14 protein-coding genes and 2 tRNA genes are annotated in these 12,905 nt (G+C 65.2%); 13 read left to right on the forward strand and 3 right to left on the reverse strand.

Annotated features, from left to right (window positions below):
* Positions 1-15 precede the first annotated feature (15 nt).
* Positions 16-843 carry a 2,3,4,5-tetrahydropyridine-2,6-dicarboxylate N-succinyltransferase gene (gene dapD / locus GH815_RS16760; protein WP_153749906.1) on the forward strand — a complete coding sequence of 276 codons (828 nt, stop codon included), beginning with the start codon at positions 16-18 and terminating at the stop codon, positions 841-843.
* 365 nt (positions 844-1,208) lie between these two features.
* On the opposite strand, the gene GH815_RS16765 is transcribed toward dapD, so the two are convergent.
* Positions 1,209-1,283 (reverse strand) — tRNA-Val (locus tag GH815_RS16765).
* 253 nt (positions 1,284-1,536) lie between these two features.
* Here GH815_RS16765 and GH815_RS16770 point away from each other — a divergent pair.
* From GH815_RS16770 to GH815_RS16825, 12 genes are all read left to right on the forward strand, one after another.
* On the forward strand, positions 1,537-2,250 hold the full coding sequence (locus GH815_RS16770) for a hypothetical protein (RefSeq protein ID WP_153749907.1): 714 nt from the start codon (positions 1,537-1,539) through the stop codon (positions 2,248-2,250).
* The gene (locus GH815_RS16775; RefSeq protein ID WP_153749908.1) at positions 2,231-2,482 is read left to right on the forward strand and encodes a hypothetical protein; all 252 of its coding nucleotides are present in this window, start codon (positions 2,231-2,233) and stop codon (positions 2,480-2,482) included. The genes GH815_RS16770 and GH815_RS16775 overlap by 20 nt, the downstream gene beginning before the upstream one ends.
* Positions 2,483-2,942: 460 nt before the next feature.
* On the forward strand, positions 2,943-3,440 hold the full coding sequence (locus GH815_RS16780) for a terminase small subunit (RefSeq protein WP_246176498.1): 498 nt from the start codon (positions 2,943-2,945) through the stop codon (positions 3,438-3,440).
* The gene (locus tag GH815_RS16785; RefSeq protein WP_153749910.1) at positions 3,427-5,208 is read left to right on the forward strand and encodes a phage terminase large subunit family protein; all 1,782 of its coding nucleotides are present in this window, start codon (positions 3,427-3,429) and stop codon (positions 5,206-5,208) included. Before GH815_RS16780 ends, GH815_RS16785 begins: the two co-directional genes overlap by 14 nt.
* A 208-nt stretch (positions 5,209-5,416) precedes the next feature.
* Positions 5,417-5,902, forward strand: a complete 486-nt coding sequence (locus GH815_RS16790) for a hypothetical protein (protein WP_153749911.1) — start codon at positions 5,417-5,419, stop codon at positions 5,900-5,902.
* On the forward strand, positions 5,899-7,224 hold the full coding sequence (locus GH815_RS16795) for a phage portal protein (protein WP_153749912.1): 1,326 nt from the start codon (positions 5,899-5,901) through the stop codon (positions 7,222-7,224). Before GH815_RS16790 ends, GH815_RS16795 begins: the two co-directional genes overlap by 4 nt.
* Entirely contained in the window at positions 7,221-9,005 is a 1,785-nt protein-coding gene (locus tag GH815_RS16800) for a prohead protease/major capsid protein fusion protein (protein WP_153749913.1), read from the forward strand. Before GH815_RS16795 ends, GH815_RS16800 begins: the two co-directional genes overlap by 4 nt.
* A complete protein-coding gene (locus tag GH815_RS16805) occupies positions 9,005-9,220 on the forward strand; it encodes a phage head-tail joining protein (RefSeq protein ID WP_153749914.1) in 216 nt (71 codons plus the stop codon). Before GH815_RS16800 ends, GH815_RS16805 begins: the two co-directional genes overlap by 1 nt.
* 1 nt (position 9,221) lies before the next feature.
* The gene (locus GH815_RS16810) at positions 9,222-9,557 is read left to right on the forward strand and encodes a DUF2190 family protein (protein ID WP_153749915.1); all 336 of its coding nucleotides are present in this window, start codon (positions 9,222-9,224) and stop codon (positions 9,555-9,557) included.
* Between the two features lie 316 nt (positions 9,558-9,873).
* A complete protein-coding gene (locus GH815_RS16820) occupies positions 9,874-10,146 on the forward strand; it encodes a hypothetical protein (protein WP_153749917.1) in 273 nt (90 codons plus the stop codon).
* On the forward strand, positions 10,143-10,319 hold the full coding sequence (locus GH815_RS18890) for a hypothetical protein (protein ID WP_170290377.1): 177 nt from the start codon (positions 10,143-10,145) through the stop codon (positions 10,317-10,319). The genes GH815_RS16820 and GH815_RS18890 overlap by 4 nt, the downstream gene beginning before the upstream one ends.
* Positions 10,316-11,410 (forward strand): tyrosine-type recombinase/integrase, encoded by a 1,095-nt coding sequence (locus GH815_RS16825; protein ID WP_153749918.1) that lies wholly within the window; start codon positions 10,316-10,318, stop codon positions 11,408-11,410. The genes GH815_RS18890 and GH815_RS16825 overlap by 4 nt, the downstream gene beginning before the upstream one ends.
* Before the next feature lie 20 nt (positions 11,411-11,430).
* Here the strand turns inward: GH815_RS16825 and GH815_RS16830 are convergent.
* A tRNA-Trp gene (locus GH815_RS16830) sits at positions 11,431-11,506 on the reverse strand.
* Between the two features lie 128 nt (positions 11,507-11,634).
* A complete protein-coding gene (locus GH815_RS16835) occupies positions 11,635-12,696 on the reverse strand; it encodes a hypothetical protein (protein WP_153749919.1) in 1,062 nt (353 codons plus the stop codon).
* Between the last annotated feature and the right edge of the window lie 209 nt (positions 12,697-12,905).

Below are 12,905 nucleotides of genomic sequence, written 5' to 3' on the forward strand. Positions count from 1 at the left end.
ATTCCGGGGGTATCCATGTCCGAATTCCAGCTCGAAGCCGCCATCGAAGCCGCATGGGAGGCGCGCGACACGATCACCCCCGCCACCAAGGGCGAAGTTCGCGAGGCCGTCGAGGCGACGCTGCATGCGCTGGATCAGGGCACGCTGCGGGTGGCCGAACGCCAGGCGGACGGTCGCTGGCATGTCAATCAATGGGCCAAGAAGGCGGTTCTGCTGGGCTTCCGGCTTCAGGATATGGCGGTGCAGACCGGCGGGCCGCAGGGCGGCACCTGGTGGGACAAGGTCGACAGCAAGTTCGCCCATTGGGGCGAGGCGCAGTGGAAGGCCGCGGGCTTTCGCGCGGTGCCCAACTGCGTGGTGCGCCGCTCGGCCCATATCGGCAAGGGCGTGGTCCTGATGCCCTGTTTCGTCAACCTCGGCGCATATGTGGGCGAGGGCACGATGGTCGATACCTGGGCCACCGTCGGGTCGTGCGCGCAGATCGGCAAGAACGTTCACCTGTCGGGTGGCGTGGGCATCGGCGGCGTGCTGGAGCCGATGCAGGCCGGCCCCACCATCATCGAGGACAATTGCTTCATCGGTGCCCGTTCCGAGGTGGTCGAGGGCGTGATCGTGCGCGAGGGGTCGGTGCTGGGCATGGGCGTCTATATCGGCCAGTCGACCAGGATCGTCGACCGTGCAACCGGCGAGGTCATGTATGGCGAGGTGCCGCCCTGGTCGGTGGTCGTTTCGGGCTCGATGCCCTCGACGGGCGGCGTGAACCTTTACTGCGCCGTGATCGTCAAGCGGGTGGACGAAAAGACCCGCTCGAAGACGGGGATCAACGAGTTGTTGCGTGACTAAGGGGCGCGGGGCGCCCGACGCCGCCGGATAACGGTTGCCAAGCAGGCACGGCAGGAGGCCCGGCCTCCTGCCGTTTGGCTATTGCCATGGGCATGAATGAAGGCCCGCGCGTGGCAGGCAGACCGGTGCGTGATCTTTGGATCGGATACGGGGGGCCAGAGCCTCGCAGGGTCAGTGCGGCGCCGGACCCGCGCTGCGGAAACCATCCGAGCCCTTGACCACCGCGCGTTGCGGTCGACAGCTCAGGCAGCCCGCCGACGGCACCCGCCTGCCCAAACCCGCGTCACGCGGCCTTGACCGATGCTCCCGCCAAGGTACAGACGGCGCACCTCGAAGGTCAAGCTAGGCCAGCAATCGTCAAAGGATGGTGGGTGATGAGAGATTCGAACTCCCGACATCTTCGATGTGAACGAAGCGCTCTACCACTGAGCTAATCACCCGTGGCGCGCTAGTTAGCCCGTCTGTACGGGCTTCGCAAGGGGCTGTTGCCCTGAAAAGCCACCAATTCCATTGCCTGCCCCGGGATGTCGGTGACGCCAGTCCTGCCGGTCGGATTCGCCACTAGCGACTGCGGGCAGCGATCCGGCCTGTGCCGATTCCTGGCGTGACCGCTGACCTGCGGCCCCCGACCTTTCAGACCGAAAGCGGGACGGGCCCAACCAGCTTGGTCGCCCCAAGCACATGAGAGGAAGATTGGAACTTAACGGCCTGGCAGGGGCGGAGGGCGGCACAGTCTTCCACGAAAACAAGGGCTTGGGTTGTCCAACCTCCAACGGCCGGGGCATTGAAAGCATTGGCGAAAATTCGCCTTTGTCCAACCGTATCCGGACCCCTGAAAATGAAAACCCCGGCGCGCTGGCGGGCGCAACCGGGGCTCTTTTCATTGATCGGCAGATCAAGTCCCAAGACTACCACCGGCAAGGGCCGAAAGCAAGCGAGCCCCTTATTTCGGTTCCTCAAATTGAGGAACCGCCCACACGGGGCAACGCAGAGGTTACGCCCAACGACCGCCTCGAGGACCGCCATAGGCGCGCCGTTCGCTTGCTTGGCCATGCCTTGACCAGCAACAACGGAGCGGGCTGGCACGCTGCCGCCTTTGTCTGGGCGGCTCGACTTCATCAAGGCGAGCTTACCTGCCTTGCCGCCGCCGCCCTCCTGGCCCTTGAGCCCGACCTGCGCGAGGACGTATTCCGCCTGGTGCACTGGGGCGAAGTGTCAGGCGCGGGTGCGCCGATCCCGCCCTTTCTCAACGTCATGGACGAGGCCCGCTTCTGGGCTTCCATGGCTTCACGGCGAGAGGCCAAAGCCTATGCACTCGCCAGTTTCGAAGCCATGACCAAGATCGACCGTGCCGCCTTTCTTCGCCACATCACGAAGGAGGCTGTCCATGACGGACCGCGAGCTTGACGAAATCCTGACCTTGCGCTGGCCCGTTCTTGTGCGCCGCGCGATGATCGACGGGGACAAATGGACACGCTCATTCGTCCTGTCCATCGCCCGCAATGGCAAACGCCCGAACTGGCGGCCGACCCCCAAGCAAGAAGCCATCATGCGCCGCCTTCTCATGGATATGGCACAGCATGAGGACCAACCACCTGAAGTGATCGAAGATGAAGGAGAACTTTTCAGGTCCGCCTGATCGGAGAACCTGTGTCCGCTGGACGGTTCAGACGGTGGCGGCGGAGACACATATATGGCCTGCCACGGGGCGCGCGCATAGGCCAACCCGAGCCCGAAAGGTCGAACGGGGCGCGCCGGGGGAAGGAACACCCCCGCAAGTAGCGACCAAGCCGCACGCAGTTCCCTAGAGACGTGCGGCGCCCAAGCGATGGACCGGCTCCGAGGGGCAGTCTTCACGCGACGGGCTAGGGACCAACCTGCGCAAACAGCGCGGGCTGGTCGCCCTATGCCCTTCGCTCCGAACCTCACCAAGGGGCAACACCAGTTTCTAAGTAGGAAAGGCCCACAGATGAACACGCGAACCAGACGGACAGCGACCCCCGCAAGGGTCCTTTTCGCGCCGGGCGTATGCGGTGGGCGGGGGCCCGAAGTGTCAGCCTCTGCAAAAAATCAATAGGGGGTAAAGACTTATGCGGATCATGCGGGAACTTCCGGGGCTTGAAGGTGGCCGCGCCGTTGCGCGCATCGGAGGCGCTGACCTCTGCAACCTGCTGCGCATCACCCCCGCCGCCCTCACTGGCCTGGTGAAACGCGACCTTGCCGTGAAGCTGGGCCATGATGCATATGATCTGGCCGAGACAGTGGGCCGGTACGTCGAACATCTGCGCGGCACGGCGTCCGGGCGCGGGGGCGAAGAACAGGTGCGGACCCTGACCGGCGAACGCGCCCGGCTGGCCCGCGCCCAAGCGGACGCCCAAGAGCTGAAGAACGCGACCCTGCGCGGCGAGCTGGTGCCAGCTACCGAAGTCGAACGCGCCTGGGCGGACACCCTGCGCGGCCTTCGTTCTCAGTTGCTGGCCGTGCCGTCGCGCATCCGCGCCGATCTGGGGAACCTCACCCCGGCGGACGTGGCCCAGATCGACCGCATCATGCGCGACACTCTGGCAGACCTGGGCGAAGCCGATGCCGACGATTGAGCAAATCCAGCGCAAGGCCCTGCGCGCCCTGATACCGCCGCCCCGCCTGCGCCTGTCCGACTGGATCGAGGCCGAAGTGTGCCTTCCCGCTGGTGTCACGGCCCAGCCCGGCCCCGTCCGCCTCTGGCCCTTCCAGCGCGAGATTGCCGACGCCATAGGCGATCCGCTGATTGAGCGTGTAACGCTGGTGAAGCCGGTTCGGGTGGGTTTCACCACGCTCTTGACCAGCGCCGTTGCCAGCTTCGTGGCGAACGAACCCGCGCCCATTCTCTGCCTCTTGCCCGCCGAAGCCGATTGCCGGGATTACATGGTGTCTGACGTTGAACCGATCTTCGGCGCTTCCCCAGCCGTTGCCGCCGCCCTATCGGACGAAAAGGACGAAGCCGGGCGCAACACCCTTCTTTCGCGCCGATTCCCCGGCGGATCGCTCAAGATCGTGGCCGCGAAGGCCCCCCGCAACTTGCGCCGCCACAACGTCCGGATCCTGTTCATTGACGAAGCGGACGGCATGGAAGCCACCGCCGAAGGCTCGCCCATCCTCCTGGCCGAGCGCCGCACCCTGTCCTTTCCAGATCGCAAGATCGTCATGGGCTCGACACCGGTTCACGAAGAAACGAGCCACGTCCTGCGCGCCTTCGCCCAGTCCGACGCCCGCCTTTTCGAAGTGCCCTGCCCCGAGTGTGGCAGCTTCACCGAAATTCAGTGGGCGCACATCATCTGGGACGAGGGCCAACCGGAAACGGCCCGCTTCAAGTGCCCCCATTGCGCCGCCGAAGTGCCCGAACGGCACAAGCCCCAGATGATCGCGCAAGGCCACTGGCGAGCCACACGGCCCGAAGTGCAAGGCCATGCGGGCTTCCGGCTCAACGCCCTGGTATCGCTTCACGCGAACGCGGCATGGGCGAAGCTGGCGGCGGAATTCATCGCGGCCAAGGATGACCCCAGCACCCTACAAACCTTCGTCAACACCATTCTGGGGCAGGGCTGGCGTGCCGAAGGTGACGAGCTGGACGAAGGCCAGCTTTTGAACCGGACCGAGCCCTTCGGCCTGGACAATGTGCCCGCCGAAGCCCTGGTGCTAACCGCAGGAATCGACGTTCAACACGACCGCCTCGAGGCCACCTTTCTGGGCTGGACGGAAGACGGCGCGGCGCTGGTCCTGGGGCATTCCGTGATCTGGGGCAGCTTCGAAGACGAAGACACATGGCGCGAGCTGGACGAACTCTTGCGCACCCGGTTTCGGCACCAGCTGGGCGGGCGCATCGGCATTGATGCCGCCGCCATCGACGCGGGCGACGGCGCGTCAATGCATCATGTGGTTGCCTTCGCAACGCCCCGGACCCGAGCCAAGGTGCTGGCCATCAAGGGAGCGGGCGGCAACAGGCCAATTATCGAGCGTGCCGGATCGAAGACCAAGACCGGCGCGCGCCTCTGGATTGTCGGCGTTGACACCGTGAAGGCCCAGCTGTTCGGCCGCCTGCCCCGCCCCGATGCAGTCCGGTTCTCTGCCGATCTGCCGCCGGTGTGGTTCGAACAGCTGGCAAGCGAACGCGCCGTGATCCGGTATCGGCGCGGCCAGCCCGTGCGGAGTTTCGAGCGCATACCGGGGAGAAAGGCCGAGGCGCTCGATTGTGTGGTCTATGCAACCGCGGCCCGGCAGATCGTCAACCCAGACTTCGCCAGACGGAAGGACGACCTGGCGACCGACCGCGCCCCCGCGCCTCGAGGCGGACCCGTGCTGCAATCCACCTGGATGCAAAGGAGATAGGACAGGGCAGGGACTGCCCCCGGCTTCTGAAGGGTTGGCCGGAAAAGTCCCCCGTTACTCGGAGAGTGGGAAAACCCCGAGAGCGCGCGGACCCGGTCAGTCGCGGCGCGCGATCATCCTTGACAAAGGTCATTATTTAACCTTATTAGGAGTCGAAAACAAACATCATATCCTGTGAGGGCGCGCAATGTCGTGGAGCATCGACCAAATGACCATTTCGACCGAGGCCCTTGCGGGCTTCCTCGACGTGAAGACCGAGACCTTTCGCACCTGGCAGAAGCGCGACGGGCTTCTGCGCGACGGCGCGCCCGGACGTGGCAAGGCAGCCGCCTTCGGCTTCGCGCAGTGCCTGAAAGCCTACGTCGCGAAGCAGTTGAACGGTATTGGGGCGAATACCGGCGCATCCGCCATCTTTGCCAATCATTGCGATGCCTTGGGCGCCTTCATGGCAGGCAAGCCGCTTGTGGTGCCCTTCCGCGATGGCAAGCCCAGCCTCGTCCATGATCCTGAACGCGACATGGTGCTGCACTTGCCGCTTGAGGAGTCCGGCTTGGCGCTGGCGGATTGGTTCTGCCATCACATCGCGGCCGCAATCGACCCGGAAACCGGGCGCCCTGGCGGCACCGAAGCCTATAACGCCGCGAAGCTCGACTTCGAACAGCGCGTGAACCTCCATCGGCTCAACGCCCAATGATCCACATTCGGAACTTCATCCGCCGCCTTGTGGCCCCGGCCTACGTTCGCCAGATCGAGGCGGGCGGCGGCGGCTGGCGGTTCCAAGGTGTCCCGATGCTTCCCGCGCCGCAGCAAAGCGCCCTTGCGGCCCGTGGCCCGGCGAAGGCGCGAGCGGCGGCGTTGTCCATGAACAACCCAATTGCCGCCCGCGCCGTCGAAGCATGGGCGGCAGCCCTTGTCGGCAAGGGCTGGCAGGTCCAATCGCAGCACCCTGACCGACAGATCGCGCGAGTCCTGAATGATGAGCTCGAGGCCCTTGTGTGGCCGCTGATGCCCATGATCGCCCGCGCCGTCGTCCGCGACGGAGAATGCTTCGTTCGCATGTTGTCAAGCCCGGACGGCTTCCGCCTGTCCCTGCTACCGGCGGACCAGATCGACCCGGCCATGACTCGTGACCTTGGGGACGGCGCGCGGATCGTTGCGGGTGTGGAGTTCGACGGATCGGAGCAAGTGACCGCCTATCACGTCTTGCCCGACGCCCCCGGCACCCCGTTCGGAACCTATGGCGAAACGCTGCGCATCCCCGCGTCGGAGATCCTGCATGTCTTCGACCGGCAGTTTCCGGGGCAGGTTCGCGGCGTGACATGGCTCGCCCCGGTCCTGTTGAAGCTGGCAGACTATGACGCCGCATCCGACGCCATGCTGATGAACCTCAAGGTTCAAGCTCTTTTCGCGGGCTTTATCACCGACCTTGAAGGCGGCACCGCAGGATTCGACGGCACCGAGAAAGCGGGAACCGTGAATGTCAGCCTCGAGCCTGGCGCAATGCGCATGCTGCCGCCCGGCAGCGACGTGAAGTTTTCCCAGCCATCCGGCGGGCTTTCCCAGCAAGTCGAATTCATCAAATCGCAGCTGCATGAAATCGCCGCTGGGCTTGGCCTGATGTATGAACAGCTTTCCGGCGACCTGTCGCAAGCGAATTACAGCTCCGCCCGGTTCGGCCTGCTGGAATTCCGCCGCCGCGCCGAAATGCTGCAACGAACGCTGATCGAAGGCCAGCTTCTGCGCCCGCTCTGGCGGCACTGGATCGGCTGGAAAGCTCTTGCCGGGGAAATCAGCCCCGAAGACGCAACCGCCCCCGATTACCGCGCCGTGCGCTTCGTCCCGCCGGGCTGGCAGTGGGTGGACCCCCTCAAGGAGGTGAACGCCGAGGTGCGCGCTATCGAGGCGGGCCTGAAATCCCGCGCCGAAGTCGTCGCGGGCCGGGGACGCGATCTTGACGAAGTGGATCAGGAGATTGCCGGGGACACACGGAGACCCGCGCAGGAAGGTGACGCATGACGATACATCTGCGCGCGGCCACGCCGCGCCCCTCGACCCTTGACGCGAACCTGCGGACCGTCGAAGCCATCGTTTCGACCGGCGCGCCGACAGCCCGCGCCGGATATGTCGAACGCCTCGACCTTTCCGGCGCCGACCTTTCCAGGCTCATCGGCGGGCCGGTCCTGGACGGGCACCGCGCCGAAAGCACCCGCGACCAGCTGGGCATTATCGAAGCTGCCGAGCTGCGCTCCGAAGGGCTCTGGGTCCGCATCAAGTTTCGCTCGACCGCCGCCGCGCAAGCCGTCCTGTCCGACATTGGCGATGGAACCCTGCGCGGCCTGTCCATCGGCTATTCGGTTCAGCAATGGCGCGAAGGTCAACAAGAAAACCGGCGGGTGCGAACCGCCGTCAAATGGACGCCCGTCGAAGTGTCCGTTGTCCCCATTCCGGCAGATGCCGGGGCTCACTTCCGAAATGGAGAATCCAGCATGGAAAACGAAACCATCGAAACCACGACGCAACCGGCTGGCAACCTGACCCGCGCCGACATGAACCGGGAGATTCGCAGCATCGGGCAACTTGCCGGGCTTACCGCCGAGTGGATCAATGGCCAGATCGACGCCGAGGCGACCCCCGAACAGGCGCGCGCCGCCGCCTTCGAAGAAATGGCAACGCGGCAGGCCCAGACCCGGACCCGCAGCGCACGGGCGGAAATCATCGCGGATCACAGCGACCCCGCCGTGATCGCCACGCGGGCCGGTGAAGCCCTGTTCGCCCGTTCGCACCCGGAGCACCAGTTGTCCGAACCGGCCCGCGCCCATGTCGGCCTGACCATTCCCGACATGGCCCGCGAATGCTTGCGCCGCGCGGGTATCTCGACCAGTGGCATGGCAACCGAAACGCTGGTCACGCGCGCCCTGCACACGACCAGCGATTTTCCCCTGATCCTGGGCGATGCCGTGAACCGCGAGCTGCGCCGGTCCTATCAGGCCCCGGTGTCCGGTGCCCGCCTTCTGGCCCGCCAGACCACGGCCCGTGACTTCCGGGCCAAGCGCCGCGCCATCCTGGGCGAAGCGCCCGAGCTCGAGAAGGTCAACGAGGGAGGCGAGTTCAAGCATGGCACTATTGACGAAGCCGCCGAAACCTACGCGGTGGCCACCTTCGGCAAGATCATCGCCATAAGCCGCCAAGCCCTGGTGAACGACGATCTGGGCGCGTTCACGACCGTTCCCGCCGCTATGGGCACCGCCGCGTTGAACTTCGAAGCGGCCCAGCTGGTGGCCAAGATCGAGGGCAACCCGCAAATGTCCGATGGTATCGCCGTCTTCGACGCAGACGGGCATGGCAACGCCAAGGCGGCAACGACAACCGGCGGTTTCTCCATGACCGACGCCATCGCGGCAGACCTGGACGTGGCCCGAACCGCCATGCGCCGCAAGACCGGCCTGAGTGGCGCGCCGATCGACGTTGCTCCGCGCTATGTTCTGGCTCCGCCGGAACTCGAAACGGAGATGCAGAAGGCGCTTGCCGCCATTCAGGCGACCAGCTCCGAAGACTTCAACCCCTTCTCGACGCTGGCGCTTGTGGTTGAACCCCGCCTGACCTCGCAAACCCGCTGGTATGTGGTGGCAGACCCCGCGACGGTGGACGGCTTGGAATACGCCTATCTCGAGGGCGCGCCCGGTCCCCAGATCGAAACCCGCGCGGGCTTCGAGGTGGACGGAACGCAAGTCAAGGTCCGGCTCGACTATGGGTGCGGCTGGGTGGATCACCGCGGCTGGTATCGGGTGGGCACCTGATGCCCATTGAGCCCGAGGAACTTGTTTCCCTGCGCGATGCCCTTCTGAGGGCGCGCGCGACGGGCACCCGCTCCGTTGATTATGACGGCAAGCGTGTGACCTATGCGACCGATGCCGAAATGGCGACGGCGCTGGCCGACCTTGAGCGGCGCATCAACGCATCAACGCGCCCGCGCCCTGGTGCGGTTCGCTTCACGACCTCCAAAGGAGTCTGACATGAAGAACTTCGTGCAAACCGGTGACACTCTGACATTCACCGCCCCCGCCCCCGTTGTTTCCGGGCAGGGCGTGACCATGGGAGCGCTGTTCGGCGTCGCCACCACGTCCGCCGCCGCTGGCGTGCCCTTCGAGGCAGCCCTTTCCGGCGTCTATGTGCTGCCCAAGGCGGCAGACAACATCGCCGCCGGTGCCGCGCTCTACTGGGACGCCGCCGAAGGTCAGGTTACGACCGACGACGATGACGGCGCGAACCGCCTGGTGGGCGCCGCGACCGAGAATGCTGGCACCAGCGCCGCCACGGTTCCCGTCAGGCTGAACAGCATCGCCGCCTGACGCAGCACGATCACGGACGGCGCAGCCGGACCCCCGGCCCGCCGCCATTCGGATCAATGAATTCAACCCCCGCCGCTTCGAGTGCGGCACGGATCGCGGAAATGGCTTCGGCAGATGCACTTATCGCCCCTTGTCCCTCAGCACGCTTCACAGTCGGAATTGATAAGCCGGTGGCGTGCGAGAGCTGGGCCTGCGACCAGCCTAGAAGTGATCTTGCTGCGCGCAGCTGGTTCCCTGACATGTTCCCTCTTGATCCCTTTGGATCAAAGTGTAATATGATCTTTATGGATCATAACCAGCAAACGGAGCAACGACAATGACCCATCTGACGACCGCCTCACCCAAACCGTGCAACTATGTGATGGCATTCGAGGCGACCTATGAAACCATTCACCACCTGAAGGCGCTGGCCATCACCCTGCACGATCAGACCATCGAAAGCGCGGCAATCGACTTTTCGCACCGCGATGCAGCGACGCTCATGCCCATCATCGACATCATCAATGAGAAGATCCAACTGCTCGAGGCTCGGCACGATGCCGAACACGACGCGTGGAGCAGGGAACGGCAGGAGGCAAAGAGCGCATGAACCGCGCTGCCACCATCAAGCAGGACGAAATCAAGCGCGTCGTAAAGGCGGCGATGTCGGCCGGCCTGATGGTGGCACGGGTTGAGGTGGACACGATCAACGGCAAGGTTGTCGTCATTGCTCAGGGCGCATCCGACGATACGGAAAACCCCTGTGACAGGCTCCTGCGATGATCCGCCGCCGCCGCAACCCATTCCCCGGCGTCTCTCGCGTCACCGACCGACACGGCCGGGTGCGCTGGCGTTTCCGGCGCAAGGGGTTCTCCGCGTATCTGCCGGGGCCGTATGGCTCGGCCGAGTTTCGCGCGGCCTATGAGGCGGCAGTTGCCGAGGTGAAGACCCCCGCCCCGACCGCACGCTTTCCCCATGGCTCGCTCGGCTGGCTCATCACGCATTACCTCGCGTCCCCGCGCCACGCTCGAAAGGCCGCGGCGACCCGCGACACGCTGCGCCGCGAACTCGACTGGCTGCGCGAGGTGGCGGGCGATCTGCCGGTGACGGGTTTCCGGGGACGCCATATCGAGGCGCTGATGGCGAAGAAACCGGGACCGGCCGCACAGAACCGCGTGCGCGCCAACCTGTCCTTGATCTTCAATCATGCGATCCGCCTTGAGCTGATCGCGGCCAATCCGGTTCGGGGCACAGACAAGGTTGCCCACAAGTCGGACGGCTATCACACATGGACCGAAGCGCAGATCGCCCGGTTCCTCGATTTTCACGGGCCGGGCACGAAAGCACGGCTGGCGATGCTCCTGGCGCTGAACACCGGCGCGGCGCGGCAAGACCTCGCCAAGCTCGGCTGGCAGAACGTGACCGGCGGGCGAATCGCGTATCGACGCGGCAAGACGGGCGTTGAGGCTGATTTGCCGATCCTGCCCGAACTGGCGGAAGAACTGCGGCGCGTCCCGCGCGACCAGATGCTTTTCCTTCCGACGCAGGCCGGGGCGGCACACACCGCGGCCGGGTTCGGCGCATGGTTCAAGGATCGCGCCGTTGAGGCCGGGATCGACGTTCCATCCGCGAACGTACACGGGCTGCGGAAAGCTGGCGCGACCAAGCTTGCCGAGAACGGCGCGACCGAATGGGAGATCGCCGCCTTCCTCGCTCACGAGAACACGAAAATGGCCGCTGTCTATGTCCGCAAAGCATCGCGGTCAAAGCTCGGCACCGCCGCCCTAGCCCGACTCGATGGGCCGAAAAGGGAACAAAGCTTGTCCAACCTGTCGGCGGGGTTGGACAAATCGGGCAAGAAAAGCGAGGGATAACATGACGTTACAGAACGGCCTGGCAGGGGCGGAGGGACTCGAACCCCCGGCCCTCGGTTTTGGAGACCGATGCTCTACCAACTGAGCTACACCCCTAGGCCGTGCGCCGGATTACGTCAGGGCGGGACCGGAATCAAGCCCGGTTTTTCGCGAGCGGCCCGGTTTCGGCGCGATCCCTGTGACGCCGCTGGCCGGGAACGGGGCGGCGCATGGCACAGGCCCCGTCAATCCGCAGCCTTGGTGCCCGAGCCGCGCGCGCTTTCCGTCAGTTCGGCGAAGCGATCCGGCACGAAACGCTCGGAGAAACCCGCAACGGTGCACCAGACGACAAGGCGGGCGAAATCCTCGGTCGGGCGCAGCGGCAGGAGCGGGCTGGGGCTTGCGGGGAAGGAACCGGGTGCCAGTCCGGGCGGCGGGGGAACCGGCGCGCCCATCTGCCACAGGCTGAAATCGCCCTCGAGGAAGACCGGCCCGGACAGGATGTTGCCCATCATCAGGAAGAACAGGATCACCGCTGCAATCGCACCGACCAGAAGCCGCACCCAGAGCGCGCCGGGGGAATAGACGACATCCATGTCGTTCCAGCGCAGGCGCTCCATCTTCTTGGCATAGCCGAACAGCCGCGAGAAATAGGCCCCGACAATACCGAAATACATCACCACGAAGAAGGCGCCGAATTTCGACGAGGCCCAGCTGAGCGTGCTGTAGGCGTCTTCCAGGGGTTTCGGACGGAAGCTGATGGCTTCGCCCGCATCCGGCTGAACCAGCGCCGAGGAGAGAAGCTCGATCATCGGTCCGAAGAACACCAGCGCGGTCGGCACCCCGATGATCAGAAGGCCCAGCCGGGTCAGCCGCGCCGAGACCTCGGCGCGTTTCTCGCGCTCGGCGAAGCGATAGGAATACTGAACGAACATGTCCTCGATCAGCGTGATCGCCACCGCGCGGCGCAGGTCCATGCCCGCCGCGCCCTGGGGGATCGCGTCGAACTGCTTGCGCAGGGCGGCGCGGCTTTTCAGCCCCAGGTCCTCGGCCTCGATGAATTTCCGCTCGGTCTCGGCCACAAGCCGGGTGTCGTCGAGCAGCCGAAACAGGCGCAGCTCGATCTGGTTGACATCCGCCCATTGCTCGGCAAAGCCCGGCCGGCGCCCGCCGCCGCCATACTCGGTCTTCTCGATCAGCGCGTCGATCCGGGGATCGGCCTTGCCGACATCCTCGTAGAGCACGAGCAGGTTCTGCCGGTAGCTCAGCCAGCCATAGGGCGGCTTGTTCGCGTAACGCCTCCACATCGGTCCTGTCTCCGAACCGCCGAAAAGGTGTCCCGATCCTAGCACCGCCCAACCCGGTGGCCCGACAACGCATGGCGTCGCAGCGACAAGAAAGGCGCGCCGCTGCGGGCGCGCCTATCGGGGTAGATGGCAGGCCGGCTTTTGCCGGCCCGGCCGTGATTGGTGTTACTCGATGATCTTCGACACGACGCCGGCGCCGACGGTGCGGC

Origin of the sequence: Rhodovulum strictum, from assembly GCF_009649175.1 — a bacterium.
Taxonomy (GTDB): Bacteria; Pseudomonadota; Alphaproteobacteria; order Rhodobacterales; family Rhodobacteraceae; genus Rhodovulum; species Rhodovulum strictum.

Excerpts from the sequence above, each read along its gene's own strand:
- GH815_RS16805 (WP_153749914.1), top strand. The coding sequence starts at position 9,005 with ATGCCCATTGAGCCCGAGGAACTTGTTTCCCTGCGCGATGCCCTTCTG.
- dapD (WP_153749906.1), top strand. The coding sequence starts at position 16 with ATGTCCGAATTCCAGCTCGAAGCCGCCATCGAAGCCGCATGGGAGGCG.
- GH815_RS18890 (WP_170290377.1), top strand. The coding sequence starts at position 10,143 with ATGAACCGCGCTGCCACCATCAAGCAGGACGAAATCAAGCGCGTCGTA.
- GH815_RS16775 (WP_153749908.1), top strand. The coding sequence starts at position 2,231 with ATGACGGACCGCGAGCTTGACGAAATCCTGACCTTGCGCTGGCCCGTT.
- GH815_RS16825 (WP_153749918.1), top strand. The coding sequence starts at position 10,316 with ATGATCCGCCGCCGCCGCAACCCATTCCCCGGCGTCTCTCGCGTCACC.
- GH815_RS16785 (WP_153749910.1), top strand. The coding sequence starts at position 3,427 with ATGCCGACGATTGAGCAAATCCAGCGCAAGGCCCTGCGCGCCCTGATA.
- GH815_RS16810 (WP_153749915.1), top strand. The coding sequence starts at position 9,222 with ATGAAGAACTTCGTGCAAACCGGTGACACTCTGACATTCACCGCCCCC.
- GH815_RS16835 (WP_153749919.1), bottom strand. The coding sequence starts at position 12,696 with ATGTGGAGGCGTTACGCGAACAAGCCGCCCTATGGCTGGCTGAGCTAC.
- GH815_RS16790 (WP_153749911.1), top strand. The coding sequence starts at position 5,417 with ATGACCATTTCGACCGAGGCCCTTGCGGGCTTCCTCGACGTGAAGACC.
- GH815_RS16780 (WP_246176498.1), top strand. The coding sequence starts at position 2,943 with ATGCGGGAACTTCCGGGGCTTGAAGGTGGCCGCGCCGTTGCGCGCATC.
- GH815_RS16820 (WP_153749917.1), top strand. The coding sequence starts at position 9,874 with ATGACCCATCTGACGACCGCCTCACCCAAACCGTGCAACTATGTGATG.
- GH815_RS16800 (WP_153749913.1), top strand. The coding sequence starts at position 7,221 with ATGACGATACATCTGCGCGCGGCCACGCCGCGCCCCTCGACCCTTGAC.
- GH815_RS16795 (WP_153749912.1), top strand. The coding sequence starts at position 5,899 with ATGATCCACATTCGGAACTTCATCCGCCGCCTTGTGGCCCCGGCCTAC.